The 19,743-nt window shown below is 73.9% G+C and carries 20 protein-coding genes; 10 read left to right on the top strand and 10 right to left on the bottom strand.

Going from position 1 to position 19,743, the window contains the following annotated elements; all coding sequences use genetic code 11:
- Positions 1–36: 36 nt before the first annotated feature.
- Positions 37–969, bottom strand: a complete 933-nt coding sequence (locus GA0070604_RS05310) for a serine hydrolase (protein WP_091126916.1) — start codon at positions 967–969, stop codon at positions 37–39.
- 83 nt (positions 970–1,052) lie between these two features.
- Here GA0070604_RS05310 and GA0070604_RS05305 point away from each other — a divergent pair, with 83 nt between their 5' ends.
- Both GA0070604_RS05305 and GA0070604_RS05300 read left to right on the top strand, forming a co-directional pair.
- Entirely contained in the window at positions 1,053–2,021 is a 969-nt protein-coding gene (locus GA0070604_RS05305) for a LysR family transcriptional regulator (RefSeq protein WP_091115074.1), read from the top strand.
- Between the two features lie 178 nt (positions 2,022–2,199).
- Entirely contained in the window at positions 2,200–3,054 is an 855-nt protein-coding gene (locus GA0070604_RS05300) for an aldo/keto reductase (RefSeq protein ID WP_091115072.1), read from the top strand.
- A gap of 2 nt (positions 3,055–3,056) precedes the next feature.
- Here GA0070604_RS05300 and GA0070604_RS05295 read toward each other — a convergent pair whose 3' ends face one another.
- The gene (locus GA0070604_RS05295; protein WP_091115069.1) at positions 3,057–3,911 is read right to left on the bottom strand and encodes a helix-turn-helix transcriptional regulator; all 855 of its coding nucleotides are present in this window, start codon (positions 3,909–3,911) and stop codon (positions 3,057–3,059) included.
- Positions 3,912–4,014: 103 nt separating this feature from the next.
- On the opposite strand from GA0070604_RS05295, the gene GA0070604_RS05290 reads away from it, so the two are divergent.
- The gene (locus GA0070604_RS05290; protein WP_091126915.1) at positions 4,015–4,764 is read left to right on the top strand and encodes an SDR family oxidoreductase; all 750 of its coding nucleotides are present in this window, start codon (positions 4,015–4,017) and stop codon (positions 4,762–4,764) included.
- Positions 4,765–4,834: 70 nt separating this feature from the next.
- Positions 4,835–5,818, top strand: coding sequence for an aldo/keto reductase (locus GA0070604_RS05285; RefSeq protein ID WP_091115064.1), 984 nt, complete (start codon positions 4,835–4,837; stop codon positions 5,816–5,818).
- A gap of 48 nt (positions 5,819–5,866) precedes the next feature.
- On the opposite strand, the gene GA0070604_RS05280 is transcribed toward GA0070604_RS05285, so the two are convergent.
- Entirely contained in the window at positions 5,867–6,367 is a 501-nt protein-coding gene (locus GA0070604_RS05280; RefSeq protein WP_091115061.1) for a GNAT family N-acetyltransferase, read from the bottom strand.
- Positions 6,368–6,503: 136 nt separating this feature from the next.
- On the opposite strand from GA0070604_RS05280, the gene GA0070604_RS05275 reads away from it, so the two are divergent.
- Genes GA0070604_RS05275 through GA0070604_RS05265 form a run of 3 tightly spaced genes read left to right on the top strand, consistent with a single transcriptional unit; the run spans position 6,504 to position 8,949 of the window.
- Positions 6,504–7,058, top strand: a complete 555-nt coding sequence (locus GA0070604_RS05275; protein WP_091115057.1) for an NADPH-dependent FMN reductase — start codon at positions 6,504–6,506, stop codon at positions 7,056–7,058.
- A gap of 26 nt (positions 7,059–7,084) precedes the next feature.
- Positions 7,085–8,098 (top strand): ATP-binding cassette domain-containing protein, encoded by a 1,014-nt coding sequence (locus GA0070604_RS05270; protein WP_091115052.1) that lies wholly within the window; start codon positions 7,085–7,087, stop codon positions 8,096–8,098.
- Positions 8,095–8,949, top strand: a complete 855-nt coding sequence (locus tag GA0070604_RS05265) for an ABC transporter permease (RefSeq protein ID WP_091115048.1) — start codon at positions 8,095–8,097, stop codon at positions 8,947–8,949. Before GA0070604_RS05270 ends, GA0070604_RS05265 begins: the two co-directional genes overlap by 4 nt.
- Positions 8,950–9,015: 66 nt before the next feature.
- Here the strand turns inward: GA0070604_RS05265 and GA0070604_RS05260 are convergent, their stop codons facing one another.
- Positions 9,016–12,228 (bottom strand): ATP-binding protein, encoded by a 3,213-nt coding sequence (locus GA0070604_RS05260; protein ID WP_091115044.1) that lies wholly within the window; start codon positions 12,226–12,228, stop codon positions 9,016–9,018.
- A gap of 95 nt (positions 12,229–12,323) precedes the next feature.
- On the opposite strand from GA0070604_RS05260, the gene GA0070604_RS05255 reads away from it, so the two are divergent.
- The 3 genes from GA0070604_RS05255 (at position 12,324) to GA0070604_RS05245 (ending at position 15,792) form a co-directional block, all read left to right on the top strand.
- Positions 12,324–12,545, top strand: coding sequence for a hypothetical protein (locus GA0070604_RS05255; protein WP_091115040.1), 222 nt, complete (start codon positions 12,324–12,326; stop codon positions 12,543–12,545).
- A gap of 30 nt (positions 12,546–12,575) precedes the next feature.
- Complete coding sequence (locus tag GA0070604_RS05250) at positions 12,576–12,896, top strand: GYD domain-containing protein (protein WP_091115036.1); 321 nt, start codon at positions 12,576–12,578, stop codon at positions 12,894–12,896.
- A gap of 112 nt (positions 12,897–13,008) precedes the next feature.
- Positions 13,009–15,792 (top strand): AfsR/SARP family transcriptional regulator, encoded by a 2,784-nt coding sequence (locus GA0070604_RS05245; RefSeq protein ID WP_091115032.1) that lies wholly within the window; start codon positions 13,009–13,011, stop codon positions 15,790–15,792.
- A gap of 79 nt (positions 15,793–15,871) precedes the next feature.
- Here the strand turns inward: GA0070604_RS05245 and GA0070604_RS05240 are convergent, their stop codons facing one another.
- From GA0070604_RS05240 to GA0070604_RS05215, 6 genes are all read right to left on the bottom strand, one after another.
- Positions 15,872–16,090, bottom strand: a complete 219-nt coding sequence (locus tag GA0070604_RS05240; protein ID WP_091115028.1) for a hypothetical protein — start codon at positions 16,088–16,090, stop codon at positions 15,872–15,874.
- 108 nt (positions 16,091–16,198) lie between these two features.
- Positions 16,199–16,603, bottom strand: a complete 405-nt coding sequence (locus tag GA0070604_RS05235; protein ID WP_091115025.1) for a hypothetical protein — start codon at positions 16,601–16,603, stop codon at positions 16,199–16,201.
- Positions 16,600–16,860, bottom strand: a complete 261-nt coding sequence (locus GA0070604_RS05230; protein ID WP_091115021.1) for a hypothetical protein — start codon at positions 16,858–16,860, stop codon at positions 16,600–16,602. The genes GA0070604_RS05235 and GA0070604_RS05230 overlap by 4 nt, the downstream gene beginning before the upstream one ends.
- Positions 16,861–16,873: 13 nt before the next feature.
- Entirely contained in the window at positions 16,874–17,581 is a 708-nt protein-coding gene (locus GA0070604_RS05225) for a hypothetical protein (protein ID WP_091115017.1), read from the bottom strand.
- Positions 17,582–17,794: 213 nt separating this feature from the next.
- Positions 17,795–19,066 (bottom strand): sensor histidine kinase, encoded by a 1,272-nt coding sequence (locus GA0070604_RS05220; RefSeq protein WP_091115014.1) that lies wholly within the window; start codon positions 19,064–19,066, stop codon positions 17,795–17,797.
- Positions 19,063–19,719, bottom strand: coding sequence for a response regulator transcription factor (locus tag GA0070604_RS05215; RefSeq protein WP_208601975.1), 657 nt, complete (start codon positions 19,717–19,719; stop codon positions 19,063–19,065). The genes GA0070604_RS05220 and GA0070604_RS05215 overlap by 4 nt, the downstream gene beginning before the upstream one ends.
- Positions 19,720–19,743 lie beyond the last annotated feature (24 nt).

Below are 19,743 nucleotides of genomic sequence, written 5' to 3'. Positions count from 1 at the left end.
GATCGACCACCGGCACCGCCGATATGCGACGGGATATCAGTGCAGCTCAGGGGGGCCGCCACGACCCTCGGCCGGCGGCGGATTCGCGCCTGCCCGCAACGCCTCGACGGCGGTACGGGCCGCCGCGCCCATCGCCAGGTCCACGTCGATGCTCCGGGTGCTCAGCCGCTCGGTGCGGGCGTAGACCGCGATGGCGTACCGGCCGCCGTCGGGGTACTCGGCGACGCCGGCCTCCAGGTGCAGGCCGGGCAGGGTGCCGGTCTTGCCGGCGACCCGGACGCCGGGCGGAAAGCCGGCGGCGAGCCGGGTCCAGAAGAGCTGGCGGCTCATCAGCTCGCGGACCGCCGCGCAGGCAACCGGCGGCCCGGCCTCGTCGCGCCAGATCAGGCCGAGCAGCCGGGTGATCTCCCGGGCCGTGCTCGACGTGGTGTGTCGCGGGTCGAAGACCCGCATGGACCGGACCTGCTCGGCGCCCAGGGTGGGGAAGATCCGGGCGAAGTCGGCCTCGGTGCGGGCGCCGACGTCCGCGAGCATCACCTCGACCAGCTCCCGGGGACCGCCCACGATCCGGGTACGCGGCAGCCCCAGCTCGGCGGCGAGCATCGGCAGCACGTCCGGCCCGACCCGGTGCAACAACAGGTCGGCGGCGGTGTTGTCGCTGACCGACATGGCGAAGTAGGCGAGGTCACGCAGGGACACCTCGACGTCGTCGGCGCAGCCGGCGATGCCCCACCCGCCGAGCCGGTCCCGGGCCCGCACGAGCACTCGTTCGGTCGGGTCGAGCTGCCCGGCGGCGACCTGCCGGGCGAACTCCAGCACCAGCAGGATCTTGAAGACGGAGGCGATCACCACCTGCTCGTCCGCCCGGACGGCGACCTCCCGCCCCGGATCGTCCACGTCGACCACGTGCACACACCCGCTGACCCCGGGCCGCTCCAGCACCTCGCGGACCTGCCCCCCGATCGCCACCCCCACACGCTAGCCCCACCCACGGTCCCGGCCCGGCGGGGCAGCCCCGGCCGGATCGCGGAGGGTACGTAGGGTGCGGGATCGTGGATCTCCTGCGGCAGCTACGACACTTCGTGGTGGTGGCCCGGGAGCTGCACTTCGGGCGGGCGGCCGAGACACTGGGAATGGCGCAGCCGCCGCTGAGCCAGTCGATCCGGCGCCTGGAACGGGAGCTGGACCTCGCGCTGTTCGACCGGTCGCAGCGGCGGGTCCGGCTCACCACCGCCGGTCAGCTCCTGCTCGGCGAGGCGGACGACCTGCTCGCCGGGGAGCAGCGGCTGCGCAACCTGATGGCCCAGGTACGCCGGGGAGCGCTGGGCGTGCTGCGGGCCGGAGTGCCGCCGGAGACCCCGGCGGTGACCCTGCGGGCGCTGCTCGACGGGCTCGCCGCCCGGGCACCCGGACTCGACGTCGACCTGCACGAGCTGACCAGCGCCGAGCAGCATCGGATGCTAGCCGAGGGGCGGCTCGACGTCGGGCTGCTGCACCACCCGGTCGAGACCGCCGGGCTGCGGACGGGACCACCGGTGGACGTACCCCTGGGGGTGCTGCTGCCCCGCACGTCGCCGCTGGTGCGGGCGCGCGAGGTCGACCTGGCGGAGCTGGCCGGCCTGGACCTGGTCACCGCTCCCCCGGCCACCGCGCCCGGCTGGCACGAACACCTGCTGGCGGTCTGCCGCCGGCACGGCTTCTCACCGGCCCGGGTCCGGCACGCGCGCAACCCCGAGTTCCTCCTCGGCCTGCTGCTCGCCGGCGGGGCGGTGGCCGTCGAGCCGGAGGCGGTGGCCCGCCGGGAGCCCCGGATCGCCTGGCGGCCGGTCGTGGACACGCCGCTGGTGAAGCGGACGTCGGCGGCCTGGCCGGACCGCGCGCCCCACCCGGCCGCGCCGATGTTCGGGCAGCTCGCGGCCGAGGTGCTGGCCGTCGCCGAGCCGGCACCGGCCGTGGCTGTCGCACCGGCCGCCCGGCCGTGGCCGGTGCTGTTCGAGGCCGACCACACCCCGGCCGGTTGACCGGCCGGGATGCGGCGGTGACGGGTCGACGCGGGGCGGGCGGGTAGTGGCCGAATTGTCGCGGATCGCCCGTCGGCGCCGGTGAGGATGCGGCCGGATCGGGTAGGAGCATCCGGTGGCAGGTCCGGGGCGACGGCGTGGAAGCGTTCCCGGCCCCGACGACGGGAGATGAGGCTCGATGGCCGTGAACACCGTTCCCAACATCGCCTTCAACGACGGCAACATGATCCCGCAGCTCGGCTTCGGCGTGTTCCAGGTCGAGCCGAAGGACACCGCCCGGGCGGTCGGCGCGGCCCTCGATGTCGGCTACCGGCACGTCGACACCGCCGAGATGTACGGCAACGAGGCCGGGGTGGGGCAGGCGATCCGGGCCGCCGGGCTGGACCGCGGCGAGGTCTTCGTCACCAGCAAGCTGAGCAACGACTGCCACCGCCCCGACGACGCCCGCCGGGCGTTCGAGGCGACGTTGCGGGCGCTGAAGTTCGACTACCTCGACCTGTTCCTGATCCACTGGCCGCTGCCCACCCGGTACGACGGCGACTACGTCTCCACCTGGAAGGTGCTGGAGGAACTCCAGCGCGACGGCCGGGCGAGGTCGATCGGCGTGTCGAACTTCCAGGTGCCGCACCTGAAGCGGCTGGCCGCCGAGGCTGAGTTGACGCCGGCGGTGAACCAGGTGGAGGCGCACCCGTACTTCCGCAACGAGGAGGTGCGCGGGTACGGCGCGGCACACAACATCCTCACCCAGGCGTGGTCGCCGATCGCGCAGGGCAAGGTGCTCGGCGACCCGACAGTCGTCGACATCGCCGAAGAGGTCGGTCGTACCCCGGCCCAGGTCGTGCTGCGCTGGCACGTGCAGCGCGGCGACATCGTCTTCCCGAAGTCGACCACCCGGAAGCGGATCGAGGAGAACTTCCAGATCTTCGACTTCGAGCTGGACGACGCCGCGATGGACCGGATCGGCGCCCTGGACCGGGGCGAGGACGGCCGGCAGGGCCCGAACCCGGACACCTTCGACTACCTGCCCGGCTGAACTCAGCTCTCGGCGTCGGGGCCCACCCGGACGCGCTCGCCAGCCCGGCGGAAGGCCGCCGCGGTCGGCGAGCCCGGCGCGGGGACGTAGACGATCAGCCGTTGGTCGGTCTCCGGCACGTGCAGCACCCGGCACTCGAACTCCAGCGGGCCCAGCTCCGGGTGGGGCACCCGCTTGACGGTGGGCCGGCGCTCCCCCACCTCGTGCTCGGCCCACAGCGCGGCGAACCGCGGCGACACCCCGAGCAACTCGGTGACCAGGCCGGCGATCGCCGGGTCGGCCGGATACCGGCCGTACGCGGCCCGCAGGTCGGCCACCGCCGTACGGGCGAACCGCAGCGCCTCCGGATCGTTCCAGTGCGACTCCGGAACCGCCCGCCCGAACATCGCCCGGATCATGTTGCGTTCCTCGGCGGGCACCGCCGACAGCTCGCCGACGAACCAGGTGGCCAGCCGGTTCCACGCCAGCACCTCGTACGCGGCGTCGACCAGGTAGGCCGGTGTCTCCGTCATCGCGTCCAGCAGGTGTCGCAGCCCCGGCGGCACCTCCCGGCTCGGTCCGATCGGCTCCGGCGGGCTCGCTCCGGCGATCCGGAACAGGTACGCCCGCTCGTCGCGGCCAAGCAGCAGTGCCCGGGCCAGCGCGGCGAGCACCTGACGGGACGGGTGCGGGCCCCGCCCCTGTTCCAGCCGGATGTAGTAGTCGATGGACATGCCGGCGAGCTGGGCGACCTCCTGCCGGCGCAGGCCCGGCGTGCGTCGGCGTACCCCCTCGGGAAGGCCGACCTCGGCGGGGCGCAAGCGGGCGCGGCGGGTGCGCAGGAAGCCGGCCAGTTCGTCGCGGCGCAGCACGGTCATGGAGTCCAGCCTGCCGCAACCCCGCCCGCCCAGCGTGGTACCGCCGGTACCAGGCTCGGCGGGGCTCTCCCGGTCGCCCGGTCCCGGCGGCAACCTCGGTGCCATGACGACGACGATCGCCCTGGTCACCGGGGCCAACAGGGGAATCGGGCTGGCCACCGCCCGGCAGTTCGGCGCACGCGGGTGGACGGTGCTGGTCGGCGCGCGGGACGCCGCGCGGGGCCGGGAGGCGGAACGCGCGCTGCGCGCCGAGGGGGCGGACGCCCGGTTCGTGCCGCTGGACGTCACCGACGCCGCGTCGGTCGCCGCCGCCGCCGAGCTGGTCGAGCGGGCGTACGGGCACCTGGACGTGCTGGTCAACAACGCCGGCATCATCCGGGTGGACGGGTCGGCGCTGCCCAGCGAGACCACGCTCGGCACGCTGCGGGAGGTGTTCGAGACGAACGTCTTCGGCGTGGTCGCGGTGACCAACGCCTTCCTGCCGTTGCTGCGCAAGGCCCCGGCCGCCCGGATCGTGAACGTCTCCAGCGAGGTCGGCTCGATCGCGGCGATGACCGACCCGAGAGGTGCCCTGTTCCCGCTGGCGTCGGTGCCGTACCCGTCGTCGAAGACGGCGCTGAACATGGTCACCGCGATGTACGCCAAGGAGCTGCGGGACACCCCGATCAAGGTGAACGCGGCCAACCCCGGCTACTGCGCGACCGACTTCAACGGGCACGCGGGGTTCCGGACGGCCGAGGAGGGCGCGGAGGTCAGCGTGCACCTGGCGACACTGCCGGCGGACGGGCCGAGCGGGCTGCTGTGGGGCTACCAGATGGACGCCGGCGGCGGCTACGGGACGCTGCCGTGGTGAGGGCTTGACTTCCAGCGCGCTCGAAGGTCGAGGGTGGTCGGCGTCGGCTCTCGTCCCACGGGGAGGACCCATGAGATACCGCACCATCGGCACCGATCCGGCGACCCGCCGCGAGGTCAGCGTGCTCAGCCTCGGCGCGATGCTCTTCGGCACCGCCACCGACGAGGCCACCTCGTACGCCATTCTCGACCGCTACGTCGAGGCCGGCGGCACCTTCATCGACACCTCGGACAACTACGCGTTCTGGCAGAACGGGGGCCAGGGCGGGGAGAGCGAGGAGCTGCTCGGTCGCTGGCGGCGCAGCCGCGGCGTGGGCGCGGAGGTGGTCGTCGCCACCAAGCTCGGCGCGCGGCCCCTCGCCCCGGGTACCAGCTACGTGGACAATCCGGAAGGTCTGTCGGCGAAGGTGATCCGCGAGTCGGCCGAGCGCAGCCGGGAACGGCTCGGCGTGGAGCGGCTGGATCTGCTGTACGCGCACATCGAGGACCGGACCGTGCCGCTGCGGGAGACCGTGGAGGGGTTCGCGGAGCTGGTCGGCGAGGGCTCGGTCGGGCTGCTGGGCGCGAGCAACCACCGCGCCTGGCGGGTGGAGCGGGCCCGGGCGCTCGCCGCCGCGGCCGGGCTGCCCGGGTACGAGGTGCTCCAGTACCACCGCAGTTACCTGCCCAGCCGGGTCGACCTGCCGATCGAGCTGGACCCGGACGGCGACGTAGGCTGGGTCGGCCCGGACCTGGCCAGCTACCTGCGGGCCGAGCCGCAGCTCGCCCTGGTCGCGTACTCGCCGCTGTTGAAGGGCGCGTACGCCCGGCCCGAGCGGCTGGGCGTCGAGTACGACCTGCCGAGCACCCCGGCCCGGCTGGCCGCGCTGCGGTCGGTCGCGGCGGAGACCGGTGCGACGGTCAACCAGGTGGTGCTGGCCTGGCTGATGGGCGGGGACATCCCGGCGATCGCCCTGGTCGGCGCGTCCTCGGTGGCGCAGCTCGACGAGAGCCTGGCGGCCGTCGACCTGGAGCTGACCCCGGAGCAGCGGGCCCGGCTCGACGCGGCCCGCTGACCCGCCGGTCCCGGCGCGGCGGCCTCCGGGGTCGCCGCGCCGGGACCGTCACCCGGTCAGGCCCACCCGCCAGTCGTTGGAGCGCATCAGCTGCCCCGGCGGGTAGTCGAACTCGGTCTCACCGAGCAGGGTGAAGCCCGCCTTGCGGCAGACGGCGTTGGAGGCCGGATTGTCGACCGACGGGTAGGCGTGCGCGGCGCGCCGATCGCCGCACGCCGCGGCCTCCGCGATCGCCGCGCGCACCGCCGCAGTGGCCAGCCCCCGCCCCTGGTACGCGGGCAGGATCGCCCAGCCCATCTCGTAAACCTGCTCGCCGTGCCACTCCCGTGCCCAGTAGCCGACGCTGCCCGCCTTCTCCCCACCGGGGAGCACCACGGTGTACAGGTATCCGCTACGCGGGCCGGGGCCGCGCACGTACCGCTCGTGGCGGGCGACCACCTGCTCGTCGGTCTCCGGCCCGCCGGTGTGCTCGCGCACCTCGTGGGTGTTGAGCTGCCGCAGCAGGTCCAGGTCATCGCCGCTCCATCGCGCGATGCGCACCTCGGTCATGCCATCTCCCTCATCCGGCGTCGCGCGCAGTAGAGCAGCCGCCACCGACACCGGGGTCCCGCCAGATTTCATCTGGCGGCGGACTGGCCGCCGTCTCGCGCCTGACAGCTGAGAGACGACGAGGGCGGGAGGGAGCATGGCGCCGCTACAACTGGCTGTGATCATCGGCAGCACCCGGGCGGGCCGGATGGCCGACCGGATCGCCGACTGGTTCGTCGAACAGGCGCGGCGGCACGACGAGCTGGCGGTCACGGTCGTCGACCTCGCCGGGTACGACTTCCCCGCGCGTTTTCCCGCCGAGCCCACCCCGGCCATGCGCTCGTTCGTGCGGCAGGTGAGCCGTGCGGAGGCGTTCGCCGTGGTCACCCCGGAGTACAACCACAGCTTCCCGGCCTCGTTGAAGCAGGCGATCGACTACGCGTACGACGAGTGGCAGGCCAAGCCGGTCGGCTTCGTGTCGTACGGGTGCGGTTCGGTCGGCATGCACGCGGTCGACCAGCTCCGGACCGTCTTCACCGCGCTGCACGCGGTGACGGTGCGGGACGTCGTCGGCGTCGACCTGCTCGACGGCGAGCTGACCGGGCAGGTCGCGGAGCAGCTGCGGCAGGGCGCGCGGGTGCTCCTCGACGAGCTCTGCTGGTGGGGTCTGGCGCTGCGGGAAGGCCGTGCCGCGCGCCCGTACGTCTCCTGAAGATGTCGAGATGAAAGGTAGGAATCATGGGCAACCGGAACACCGGCCTGGCCGTCGAGGCCGACGGTCTGGTCCGGTCGTTCGGCGCGACCCGCGCGCTCGACGGCCTGGACCTGCGGGTCCCCGCCGGCACCGTCTACGGGCTGCTCGGGCCGAACGGGGCTGGCAAGACCACCGCGGTCCGGGTGCTGGCCACGCTGTTGCGCCCGGACGGCGGACGGGCCCGGGTCTTCGGCCACGACGTCGTGGTCGAGGCGGACGCGGTGCGCGCCCGGGTCAGCCTGACCGGGCAGTACGCCTCGCTCGACGAGGACCTGACCGGGATGGAGAACCTGGTCCTGCTCGGCCGGCTGCTCGGGCTGGGCAAGCCGGCGGCCCGGACCCGCGCCGAGAACCTGCTCGACGCGTTTGGTCTGCGCGAGGCGGCGGGCCGCCAGGTGAAGAAGTACTCGGGTGGGATGCGGCGGCGGATCGACATCGCGGCGAGCATCCTCAACACCCCGGACCTGCTCTTCCTGGACGAGCCGACCACCGGCCTGGACCCGCGCAGCCGCAACCAGGTGTGGGAGATCGTCCGGGCGGTGGTGGCGCACGGCACCACGGTGCTGCTGACCACCCAGTACCTGGACGAGGCCGACCAGCTGGCCGGCCGGATCGCGGTGGTCGACCACGGCCGGGTGATCGCGGAGGGCACCCCGGGCGAGCTGAAGTCGTCGGTCGGCTCGGGCACCATCCACGTACGGCTGCGTGACCCGGGGCAGCGCACTGCGGCCGAGCAGCTGCTGCGGGTGGCGCTGGGCGTGCCGGTGCAGCTGGAGCCGGATCCGGTGGCGATGACAGCCCGGGTCGGCGAGGACGGCACCGACCTGGAGGCCGGCGAGCAGGCGGCGCGGGCGCTCGGTGAGCTGGCCCGCGCCGGCATCGTCGTCGACGACTTCTCCCTCGGCCAGCCGACCCTGGACGAGGTGTTCCTGGCCCTGACCGATCACCCCGCCGGCACGGCCGACGAGCGGGACGACGAGCTGGAGGCGGCCCGATGAGCGACACCGCGACCACGACCGGGCGGGCACCGTCGGTCTACGTGCCGTCCGCCGAGGCGTTGGCGACCGTCCTCGCGCCGGGCGCCCGGCCGCCACGGCCGAGCGCGTTGTCGGCGTCGCTGACGTTCGGTTGGCGGGCGATGTTGAAGATCAAGCACGTGCCGGAGCAGCTGTTCGACGTGACGGCGTTCCCGATCATCATGGTGCTGATGTTCACGTACCTGTTCGGCGGTGCGCTCGCCGACAGTCCGCGGGACTACCTGCAGTTCTTCCTGCCCGGCATCATGGTGACCAGCGTCGTGATGATCACCATGTACACCGGTGTCGGTCTCAACAACGACATCGAGAAGGGCGTCTTCGACCGGATCAGGACGCTGCCGATCTGGCGGCCGGCCGCGCTGGTCGGGATGATTTTCGGTGACGTGCTGCGCTACGTCCTCGCCGCCGTGGTCATCCTCGGCGTCGGGCTGGCGCTCGGGTTCCGGCCCGACGGCGGGCCGCTCGGGGTACTGGCCGGCATCGGCCTGCTGGTGGTCTTCTCGTTCGCGTTCTCCTGGGTCTGGACGTTCTTCGGCCTGGTCCTGCGCAGCGAGAAGTCGGTGATGGGGGTCAGCATGATGGTGCTGTTCCCGTTGACCTTCCTGAGCAACGTCTTCGTCAGCCCGAGCACCATGCCGGGTTGGCTGCAGGCCTTCGTCAAGGTCAACCCGATCACCCATCTGGTGGCGGCGGTACGCGCGACGACGGCCGGATCATTCGACGCGACGAACACGCTGTGGCTGCTGCTCTGGAGCGCCGGTTTCGTGGTGGTCTTCGGGACGCTGACCATGTACCGGTACAACCGCCGGTGACCTCGACGGGGGTACCGCCCGGGACGTGGCGGTGCCCCCGTCCGACCGGTCCGCCGGAACGCCGGTCTAGAGGCGCCAGGGCACGGGCTCGGCGGGGAGGTAGCGGCAGGTGCTCCCGGTGGAGACGGTGTCGCGCAGGTGGCCGGCGAGCGCCGGATGGCGATCGTCGAGCCGGCGCAGGGTGTCGCGGATCCGGGCGGTGACGGCCTTGCGGGCACGCTCGGCCTCGTCGCCGAGCCGGCGGGTGCGGCCGGCCAGCCCGGCCGCGGCGCGCAGCTCGGCCAGCAGCGCGGTGCGCTCCGCGTCGAGCGCGGCCTCCTTCTCCTCGTCGCCGCGTACGACGGCCCGGTCGATCTCGTCGTCGAGCCGTCGCAGGTGGCGCCGGTAGTGTGCCTTCGCCTCGTCGTCGAGCACCGGATCGCCGCCGAGCCGGCGGGCGGCGACGAGTTCCGGGCCGGCGGCCGGGTCGAGCAGCTCGACGGCCGGGACGTCGACGCCGGGACGGCTCAGCAGCAGGTGCAGGTCGTGCAGGCCCTTGGCGTCGGGCAGGTGCACCACGTCGCCGCCGTACGCGAGCCGCCACACCGCGCCGTCGCGGCGGAACTCGTGGTCGACCGCCTCCTGTCCCGGTCCCCTTGATGCCGGGCCGGAGCCGGCAGGGTCCGGCCCGGCGGACGGGACAGTCGGTTCCGGTGCCCCGACGCCGAGTCGGTGCAGCACCTGCGCCATGCCGAGCGCCCGCGCCTCGTCCGCCGCGCTGGCACGCAATCGCGCCGCCCTGGCCGCGTCGCCCGGGCGGCCGCGCGCGGTCAGCGCGTCCACCAGCGCGGCACGGCTGATCAGTGACCAGGGCCGAGCGCCCATCCGGTCGGCCGCGTCCCGCGCCGCCTCGAACCCGGCGACTGCGTCGTCCCAGCGCTGCTGCGCGGCGTCGACGCCGGCCAGCCAGTGGTCGACCGGGCCGCCGATGTCGCAGCCGAACAGCGCGGCCATCCACCGGCTGCGGTGCGGGGTCAGTGCGGCACGCGCCTCGGCGCAGCGACGTGGGTCGCCGGTCGCGGCGGCGACCTGTGCGCACAGCCGCAGCCACAACGGTGACACCGCGCGGGGGTACGTGGTGCCGGCGGCCTCGATCGCGGTGGCCAGCCGGACGGCCGTCCCGGTGTCACCGCGTTCGGCGGCGGTGATCGCCCGGAGCAGCTCCGGGTGCGGATGCCCGGCCGCGTCGAGCCCGTCGAGCAGCGGGTCGAGCTCGGCGAACCGCCCCTGCAGCAGCAGCCGTGACCAGCGCAGGTGGTGGCCCATGAACGCGTGGTCGGCGTGTTCCCACTCGCCGAACCCGTCCATCTCGGCGAAGTGGGTGTCGGCCTCGGCGAAGTCGCCCCGGAAGCCGGCGATGATGCCGGCGTCGATGGCCGCCGCCATCCGGTGCCGGGCGACGTCGCCCTCCCGGCAGGCAGTGACGAACGCGGTGAGTTCCCGGTGGTAGCGCGGGTCGCCGAGTTCGAGCAGCGCGACCCAGCGCAGCGACGTCGCCCACAGCTCGGTCTCCCGGTCGCCGGTCCGGCGGCCCAGGTCACGGATCTCGGTGGTCACCGCGGCCCGGTCGGCGGCGGTGCCGAGCCCCCACGTCGCGTCGTGGCGGGCCCACAGGCTGAAGGCGAGCGCTTCGTCGTCCTGGCCGTGGCGGGCGAGCGCCTCGGTGGCGGTGATGAGGTCGGCGGCCAGGGTGCTCAGCGGGATGCCGCGGTCAGGCTCGCCGATGAGCCGCCGGTACGCCTCGCGTACCAGCTCCTCTGGCTCGGCGAGGCGTCGGATGGTGGCCCGCTGCCGGTGGACGGTGAGCGCGACGCGGGCCAGCAGTGCTGGCTCGTCGAGCCCGCGCGCCAGCGCCGCGGCGTCGGCGAGCAGCCGCTCGGCCTCTTCGCGGCCGCCGGTGTGGTGCAGCAACTGGGCGAGTTCCACCATGACCTTGACTCGTCGTGCCGGCTCGCCGGCCACCTCCAGCGCACGCCGAAAGTGCAGCGACGACTCCTCCAGGGCCAGCCGGCCGCCGGCATCCCGGGCGGCGCTGATCAGCAGGTCAGCGGCCCGGGGCGGGTCGAGGTCAGGGCCGGCGAGCCAGGCGTGGCGCGCCAGGTCGGCCGGAATCAGTTGATCGGCCAGAGTCGCCGACCGGTCGACGGCACGGACCACGGCGGCGTGGCGGGCACGCCGGTCGGCGTCGGGCATCCCGTCGTAGATAGTTTCCCGGACCAGGTCGTGGGCGAACGCGAACCGGCCGCCGCCGCGGGCCACCACGAGCCGGGCGGACACCGCGCGGTCGAGGAGCCGGTCGACCTGTGCCACGGGACTGGGTACGCAGGCGGCGAGGAGGCCGCGGTGGAAGACCCGGCCGAGCACGGCGGCCACGGTGAGCGCTTCGACCACCGGGGCGGGCAGGTGGTCCAGGCGGCGGCGCACGGCTTCCCGTACGCCGGGCGCGATGGTGGTGACCAGACCGTCGACGCTCCACAAGCGGGCGGTCTGCTCGACGAAGAACGGGTTGCCGCCGGTGCGCCGGTGCACCTCGTCGACGAGACCGGCGTCGGGCTGCCGGTTCGCCGTACGGGTCATCAGCGCGGCGACCTCGTCACGGGACAGGCCGGTGAGGGTGACGGTGGTGGCCTTGGCGGTCAGTGGGAGCAGCAGCGGGCGCAGCCGGTGGTCGCCGGGCTCGACCTCCGCGTCGCGGTAGGTGCCGATCAGCAGCAGCCGTTCGAACCAGGTGTGCTGGGTGGCGAACTGCAGCAGCCGCATCGAGGCGGGGTCGGCCCAGTGCAGGTCGTCGAGGACCACCACGACCGGCCGACGCTGGGCCACCGCGACCAGGGCGCTGGTCACCGCGTCGTGGAGCGCGAACTCCGCCTGGCCGCCATCGTCGTCGGCGACGGGTTCGGTGCCGGCGGCCTCGCCGAGCAGCGTGGCGAGCCCGGGCTCGGCGGCCTCCCGTGCCAGGTCCCAGTCGTCGGCGGAGCGGCGCAGGCGGCGTAGCACCTGCACCCAGGGCCAGTAGCCGGGCGCGTTGTCGGAGTCCCAGCAGGCGGCCCCGAGCACGAGCGCGTCGCGCTGCCGGGCTTCCTCCGCCGCGACGGTCACCAGGGTGGTCTTGCCGATGCCGGCCTCGCCGGTGACCAGGACGAGGCCGCCGTGGCTCATGGTCACCCGATCAACTTCGGCGCGCAGCAGGGCTGCGGGGTGCTCCCGCCCGATGATCGCCTCGCCGAACCGCGGCTCCATGACCTCCCGACCGTAGCCGACCGGTCCGACAAGTCCGGACGTGGCGACCCTCTCCTGCGACGACTAGCCGCCGGGGCAGCGGGTACGCCGGGCGCATGGGTAGTCACAAGCCGAACAAGCACGACCCGGGCGGTGAGTCGGCACGCGCGGGACGGAATTCCGGCAGCGGGGCCCGGGGCCGGCAGGGCTCCGAGGTCGAACGCTCCCCGGAGCGGCGACACCTGCGGGCCGCGACCGGGACCTCGGGCACCGAGCGTGACCACGGCCGGGCCAGGGTCGAGGGCGGCGAGCGCGTCCAACGCCAGGGAAACCGCTGACCGCCAGTACATCCGGGGGGTGATGACGAGGTGCCGAAGTTCCTGTTGGAGTCGACCTTCACCATCGACGGGGTCAGAGGGCTGGTCAACGACGGTGGTTCCAAGCGCGCCGAGGTGATCCGGGAAGCGGTCGCGGCCATCGGCGGGCGGACGGAGTCCGTGCACTTCTCGTTCGGCAAGTACGACACCTATGTGGTGTGCGACCTGCCGGACCACAAGACGGCAGCCGCGCTGACCATCGCCATCCGGGCGGCGGGCGGGGTGCACACCCGGATCACGCCGGTGCTGACACCGGAGGAGGTCGACGAGGCGACCCGGATGAAGTTGACCTACCAGGCCCCGGGCAAGTGAGCCGGTAGTCCGGACCCGCCATCCGAGACGGCCACGCTCGACCCACTCATGGTCATCTCATCGTCCACTACGGTGGTCCGGACAGCTGGCCGAGTGGGGAGAGTGAGCCTGGGTGTTGCGCATCGGCGTGCTCGGTCCCGTACGCGTGACACTCGGCCGGCGGCCCGTCCGGCTCGGCCCGAAACTGGTGGAGCTGCTGGCGATCCTGCTGGTCGAGGCGGGCTCGGCGGTGCCGGCGTCCCGGGTCGTCGAGCTGATGTGGGGTGCCGAGCCACCACCCGGCGCGCGGGCCACGCTGCGTAGCCACGTGTCGCACCTGCGCCGGGCGCTGGGCGACCCGGACGGGCCGGTGGTGGTGACGGTCGGCTCGGGCAGCAGTGCGGCGTACCGGCTCGACCTGCCGGCGGACGCGGTCGACCACCGCCGGTTCGAGCGCTGGTGCGCGGAGGGCCGCCGGCTGCTCGACACGGGCGAGCCCGATCTGACCGAACGCGCCGCGGCGCTGCTCGATCGCGCGCTGGCGTTGTGGCGTGGCCCGGCCTTCGCCGACGTGGCGGACCGCTCGTTCGTGCTGCCGGAGGTCGCCCGACTCGACGCGACCCGCCGGGCCGCGCGGCGGGGGTACGCGGAGGCACTCAACGCGCTCGGCCGGCACGCCGAGGCGATCGCGCAGTTGTCCGGCGCCCTGGTCGACGACCCCTACGACGAGGCCGTGCGGCGGCTGCTCGCCCTGGCGCTCTATGCCGAACAGCGGGTGGACGAGGCGGCCGAGGTCTGCCGCGAGGGCGTGGTGCTGCTGCGGGAGCGCGGACTCGACGCGCCCGAGCTGCACGAACTCCAGCGGGACATCCTGCACCGGCGGCTGCCGCCGCGAGCGCTGTCGGCCGACCGTGACAAGGCGCTGCGGCCCTGCCTGCTGCCGCCCGACCCGCCGCAGTTCGTGGGTCGCGCCGACGACCTCGACCAGGCCCGGAGGCTGCTGCGCTCCGCTCCGGGCGGCTCCCCGCTGGTGCTCGTCGGAGGACCGGCCGGCGTCGGCAAGACCCTCTTCGCGGTACGGCTGGCGCACACCCTGCTGGACGACTTTCCGGACGGGCAGTTGTTCGTCACGATGCGTGGGTTCGACCCGACGGGGACGCCGGTCACGGCCGGGGAGGCGCTGCGCGGCTTCCTCGACGCGCTCGGCGTGCCGCCCGATCGGGTGCCGGCCACGATCGAGGCGCAGGCCGGGCTCTACCGCAGCCTGCTGGCCGATCGGCGGGTGCTGGTGGTGCTGGACAACGTCCGCGACGCCGAGCAGGTCCGCCCGTTGCTGCCCGGCGCGGCCGGCTGCGCCACGGTGGTCGTCAGCCGCAACCAGCTCTCCGGGCTGGTGGTCGCCGAGGGCGCCCGGCCGCTGCGCCTGGCGCCGCTGCCCAGGAACGAGTGCCGGGAGCTGATCGCCCGCCGGTTGGGGGCGGCGCGGCTGGCCGGCGAGCCGGCGGCGGTGGAGGCGATCATCGACGCGTGCGGGCGGCTGCCGCTGGCCCTGGCGATCGTGGCCGCCCGGGCCGCCGCCCACCCCGAGTTCACGCTCGCGGCGCTCGCCGCGGAGCTGCCGCCCGGCGGCGGACTCGATGCCTTCACCGTGGGCGACACCGGCACCGGCACCGACGTACGGGCCGTCTTCTCCTGGTCGTACCACGGCCTCACCCTGGCCGCGGCCCGACTGTTCCGGTTGCTGGCCGCACACCCCGGCCCGGACATCGCGGTCGCCGCCGTGACCAGCCTCGCCGGTCAGCCCGCCGACGAGGTACGGCCGACGCTGCGGGAGCTGGCGGCGGCGCATCTGGTGGTGGAGCACGTTCCGGGCCGGCTGCTCCTGCACGACCTGCTCCGCAGGTACGCCGGCGAGCTGGGCCGCGACGACCCCGAGTTGCCGGCGGCGCGGCAGCGGGTGGTGGAGCACCACCTGCACGCCGCGCTCGCGGCCGACCGGTTGCTCTGGTCGCACCGCGACCCGCTGGCGGTGCCGCCGGCGGCCGCCGGTGTGGCCGTCGAGGGGTTCACGGACCAGCCGGCGGCGCTCGCCTGGTTCGACGCCGAGCACGCGGTGCTGCTCGCCGTGCTGGAGCTGGCGGCGCGTTGCGGGCTCGACCGGTACGTGTGGCCGCTGGCGTGGGCGACCACCAACTTCTTCGCCCGCCGGGGACACTGGCCGGACTGGGTGCGGGCCGGGCAGGCCGGGGTGGCCGCCGCGCGGCGGCAGGGTGACCGTGCCGCCGAGGCGGAGGCGCACCGGACCCTGGGCGGCGCGTACGTCCGGTTGCGCCGGTTCGACGCCGCGCGGAAGCACTACCGGCAGGCGCTGGAGTTGTTCGCGCGGCTCGACGACCTGGTCGGGCAGGGGTTCACCAACCGCAGCCTGGGCTGGCTGTGCGAGCAGCGGGGCGACATCGGCGAGGCGTTGCGCCACGACCAGCGGGCCCTGGAGCTGTTCCAGCACGCCGGCCACGAGCGGGGCGTGGCGAGCACGCTCAACTCGGTGGGTTGGTGTCACGCGCTGCTGGGCGAGCACGAACAGGCGATCGCGCACTGCCGGCGGTCGCTGGTCCTGCTGGAGCGCATCGGCGACCCGGTCGGCATGGCCGGCGCGTGGGACAGCCTCGGGTACGCCTACCGTCACCTCGACATCGAGCAGGCGATCTCCTGCTACCGGGAGGCGCTCGCGCTGTACGAGCGGCTCGGCGACCGCCCCAACGAGGCCATCACCCTCCGCTACCTGGGTGAGACCCAGCACGCGTCCGGTGACAGTGCTGCCGCCCGGCGTTCCTGGCAGCGGTCGTTGGAGATCCTCACCGAGATCGAGCATCCGGACGCCGCACGGGTCCGCGCGCTGCTCAGCGAGGAGTTGTGACGGCCCGCCCGTGAGGTGCCGCACCCCCCCGTCCTACAGGTGCGGCACCGTCGGGGCGGACGAGGTCGTCAGGGAGCGCTCAGTCCGTGACCTCCTCGTCGGCCTCGTCGGCTGTCGCGGTGACGCCTGTCCGCGTGCCCGCGCCCGCCCGGAACCGCCGCTGGAACGGCCCGCTGAGCGGATGCTCGCGTCGCGCCAGGACGCTGTCGTCGTGCTGGTGCAGCGCCCGGTAGGCGAGGTTGTGGCTGCCGGTGAGAGTCGACCGGGTGCCCTGGCGCACGGTGATGACGTTGAACATCCGTCCTTCCCCCAGCCGGGATTTGAGAGCGACGGACGCAACTGTGCCGGCAAGCTGTGGAAGCGCTGTGGAAGGCGGCGGAGCCGCGGCACCCCGGCCGATCCCTGGTCAGCGGGAGTCGGTGACCACGTGCGAGCAGGCGGGACAGGCCGCCGCGCCCTGCTCGGCGAACCATCGGCAGGTACGCCGGATCGCGCACTTCGGCAGCTCCACCTCGGCCGGAGCCACGACCTCCTGGTACGAGTCGGCCAGCCGGGCGCCCAGCCCACAGTGGTCACCGGTCCAGAACCCGCAGGACGAGGTGACGCAGGGCCCGGCGAGCCGGTAGCGGGACTCGACCGGGGCGTCCGAGGCCGCCGCCTCGGCGAGGGCGACCTCGGCCGGCATCGCCGGCGTGACGTAGGCGACCCGGCCCGCCGGAGTGATCATGCCGAGGAAGACCGTGGCGTTGGCCGCGGGTGTACTCGGACACATCCGCTCCGGCGGGTCGGCCCGTCGGGCGACGTCGGTCACTTCTGGATCCAGAACCCGATGTCGTTGATCTTCTGACCGAGTTCGTCGGCGGAGATGCCGTCCAGCACCCAGAGGCCACGCCACTCGGGGCGGAGCCTGATGTTGCCGTGCCCGACGGTCAGCGGGTTGGCCAGCTTCGCGTTGGCGGCGGCGAGGGCGGCCAGGCCGGCCTTCTGGATCTCTCGGGAGATGAGGCTCTCCTGCTCGGGGGTCAGGTCGACGCCGTCGACCACGAACCGGAACTCGCTGCGGGACATGTGTTACCTCCGGTCACTCGTACGATTCGGTGCCCAGCCCACGGCGCAGGCTGGTCCGGGTGAAGGTCGCCCAGCCGGCGCGGGTGGCGACGTCGACGCGCTGGCCGGCGCGGGTCAGCGCGCGGCCGGCGTGCTCCTGCCAGCGGGACGCGGTGGCCGAGCGTTCGCCCCACAGTTCCCGGCACGCGGCGACCGCGAAGGCCACCTGCGCGGGCGAGCCGGTGAAGCCGGCGACCCCGTCGCCGACCTGGATCGCGCCGCCGGCCAGCGGGGTCACCACCGGGAAGTGGTGGTGCAGGCTCGCCAGGGTCGCCCAGTGGCTGCCGTCCAGGCGGGCGGCGGCGAACCCGTCGTGCGGCTCGTCGTCGCGCCGGTAGCGGATGGCGTGCAGGGTGAACACCTCGCCGGACCGGTCCACGCGGCCTTCGATCCGGACGGGTGCGCTCCAGGCGGCGGGTGAGTTCGCCGACCAGAAGGCGAGCCAGGCGACGAGCCGGTCGTGGAAGTCGGCCTGGAGACGGGCCGGTGCCGGGCCGCCGCCCGGCGCGTGGAGCAGGGCCGAGCCGATCCGGTCCCGGGTGACCAGTGGGGTGGGGGCGTGGGTGGGACTCGCCGCGGCGGCGGTCGAGGTGGCGGCCAGGCCGGTCGCGGTGACCGCCGAGGCCGCCGCCGCGCCGGCGAGGAGCCGCCGACGCGAGAACGGGGGTTCGTTGTGTTTCATCGTCGGCCTTTCGTCGACGGCAGTGCCTCGACGCTATCGACCGATATTGATCAGCTGAATGCGCTCTGTGACGGGAGATTGACAGAAATGTCGATGATCGACGGCGGCGTGAATCCCTGCTCCTGTGGCAGCGCGGCCGGCAGGCCACCACGCCGGCTCAGGACGGGGCACCGGTCGGTGCGGCACGGGTGCCGTGTGGTGCGACGGCGCACGTCAGCCGGGCGCCACCGCGGGCAGTGGCCGCGCCGACTGCGCCGGAACGCTCGCGTTCCGGGATGGCAGGACCACCGTCACGACGAGTCCGCCGCCGTCCCGGGGGTAGGCGTGCACGGTGCCGCCGTGCGCCTGGGCCACCGCCCGCACGATCGACAGGCCGAGCCCGAAACCACGCCCGACACCGGCCCGGTCCTCGGCGCGGCTGCGATCGCCGTTCGGCCGGGGGCCGGCCACACGCTCGTGGCGTAACCGCCGGAACGGTTGGAAGATCGTCTCGATGTCGTAGCTGGGCACCACGGGGCCGGTGTTGGCGACCACCAGGGTGGCGCGGCCCTCGACGATGCGGGTGCTGACCTCGATCTCGCCGCCGGCCGGCAGGTTGTGCCGGACCGCGTTCTCCACCAGGTTCTGCGTCAGCCGCTCCAGCAGCACCGGCTCACCGGCCGTGGACGCGGGCGCGAGCTGCCGGCGTACGGTCAGCTCCGACGCACCGGCCGCCGCCTGGTCGAGCACGTGGCCGGCGATCTCGGCGAGGTCCACCGGCGTACGGTCGACCACCTGCTGCTCCGAGTCGGCGAGGGTGAGCAGCCCGTCGATGAGCCGTTCGTGGCGTTCGTTGATCGCCAGCAGGGTCTCGCCGAGCTGCCGCAGCTCGGCCGAGGCACCCGGCCGGGACGTCGCCACCTCCAACAGCGACCGGTTGAGCGCGAGCGGGGTACGCAGCTCGTGCGACGCGTTCGCCACGAACCGCCGCTGACCGTCGAAGGACCGGTCGAGCCGCTCCAGCATCAGGTCGAACGTGTCGGCCAGCTCCTTCACCTCGTCCCGGGGCCCGTGCAGCGCGATCCGCTCGTGCAGGCCCCGTCCGGCCGCGCCGGCGGCGGCGATCCGCCGGGCGGTGCCGGTGATCTGGTGCAGCGGTTGCAGTGCCCGCCCGGCGATCAACCAGCCGAAGCCGAGGGCGACCGCCGAGATCAGCAGCAACGCGAGGCCGCCCTGGGTGAGCAGCGACTCCAGGGCGGTCCGTTTGGCCTCGTCCTGGGCTTCCTGGAGCAGGATCCGCACCTGTTCGGTCGCGCCGCCCGGGTTGGTGAACCTGCCGACCGGGCCCGGCGTGACGACCTGGGCCCGGGCGAAGACACCGTTCAGCGGCTCCCGCATCCGCTGGTCCACGAGCACGTAGGTCACGCCGAGCAGGACCAGGCCGGCGAGCAGCAGGAGGCCGCCGTGGACCAGGGTCAGACGCGCGCGGATGGTCAGTCGCTTCACCGGATCTGATACCCCACTCCGGGCACCGTCTCGACCACCTGCGGGTCGCCGAGTTTGCGGCGCAGCTTCATCACGGTCACCCGTACCACGTTGGTGAACGGGTCGATGTGCTCGTCCCAGGCCCGCTCCAGCAGCTCCTCGGCGGAGACCACCGCCCCGCCCGCGCGTACCAGTTCCGCCAGCACCGCGAACTCCTTGCGGGACAGCGCGACGTACCGGCCGTCGCGGTGGACCTCCCGCCGGGCCGGGTCGACCACGATGCCGGCCCGGCTCAGCTTCGGCGGGACGGCCGGCCGGGCCCGCCGGCCCAGCGCGTGCACCCGGGCCGACAGTTCGACCAGCGCGAACGGTTTGACCAGGTAGTCGTCGGCGCCCAGGGCCAGGCCGGCCACCCGGTCGCGTACCGCGGCGGCGGCGGTCAGCATCAGCACCCGCGTCTCGCCGCCGCTGTCCACCACCGCCCGGCAGACGTCGTCGCCGTGCACCACCGGCAGGTCCCGGTCGAGCACCACGACGTCGTAGTCGGTGACGCCCAGCCGTTCCAGCGCGGCGTCACCGTCGTACGCGACGTCCACCGCGAACGACTCCCGGCGCAGCCACTCGGCGATGGAGTCGGCCAGCAGCGTCTCGTCCTCGACCACAAGCACTCGCACCGTCCCATGGTGCCCCCGCCTCGG

Origin of the sequence: Micromonospora eburnea (assembly GCF_900090225.1) — a bacterium.
GTDB lineage: Bacteria > Actinomycetota > Actinomycetes > Mycobacteriales > Micromonosporaceae > Micromonospora > Micromonospora eburnea.
This window is presented reverse-complemented; position numbering and strand designations above follow the sequence as displayed.

What these genes read in the sequence shown, in the direction of transcription:
- GA0070604_RS05290 (WP_091126915.1), top strand. Translation starts at nt 4,015, where the DNA reads ATGACGACGACGATCGCCCTGGTCACCGGGGCCAACAGGGGAATCGGG.
- GA0070604_RS05240 (WP_091115028.1), bottom strand. Translation starts at nt 16,090, where the DNA reads ATGTTCAACGTCATCACCGTGCGCCAGGGCACCCGGTCGACTCTCACC.
- GA0070604_RS05255 (WP_091115040.1), top strand. Translation starts at nt 12,324, where the DNA reads ATGGGTAGTCACAAGCCGAACAAGCACGACCCGGGCGGTGAGTCGGCA.
- GA0070604_RS05275 (WP_091115057.1), top strand. Translation starts at nt 6,504, where the DNA reads ATGGCGCCGCTACAACTGGCTGTGATCATCGGCAGCACCCGGGCGGGC.
- GA0070604_RS05295 (WP_091115069.1), bottom strand. Translation starts at nt 3,911, where the DNA reads ATGACCGTGCTGCGCCGCGACGAACTGGCCGGCTTCCTGCGCACCCGC.
- GA0070604_RS05300 (WP_091115072.1), top strand. Translation starts at nt 2,200, where the DNA reads ATGGCCGTGAACACCGTTCCCAACATCGCCTTCAACGACGGCAACATG.
- GA0070604_RS05285 (WP_091115064.1), top strand. Translation starts at nt 4,835, where the DNA reads ATGAGATACCGCACCATCGGCACCGATCCGGCGACCCGCCGCGAGGTC.
- GA0070604_RS05265 (WP_091115048.1), top strand. Translation starts at nt 8,095, where the DNA reads ATGAGCGACACCGCGACCACGACCGGGCGGGCACCGTCGGTCTACGTG.
- GA0070604_RS05225 (WP_091115017.1), bottom strand. Translation starts at nt 17,581, where the DNA reads ATGAAACACAACGAACCCCCGTTCTCGCGTCGGCGGCTCCTCGCCGGC.
- GA0070604_RS05230 (WP_091115021.1), bottom strand. Translation starts at nt 16,860, where the DNA reads ATGTCCCGCAGCGAGTTCCGGTTCGTGGTCGACGGCGTCGACCTGACC.
- GA0070604_RS05270 (WP_091115052.1), top strand. Translation starts at nt 7,085, where the DNA reads ATGGGCAACCGGAACACCGGCCTGGCCGTCGAGGCCGACGGTCTGGTC.
- GA0070604_RS05280 (WP_091115061.1), bottom strand. Translation starts at nt 6,367, where the DNA reads ATGACCGAGGTGCGCATCGCGCGATGGAGCGGCGATGACCTGGACCTG.
- GA0070604_RS05260 (WP_091115044.1), bottom strand. Translation starts at nt 12,228, where the DNA reads ATGGAGCCGCGGTTCGGCGAGGCGATCATCGGGCGGGAGCACCCCGCA.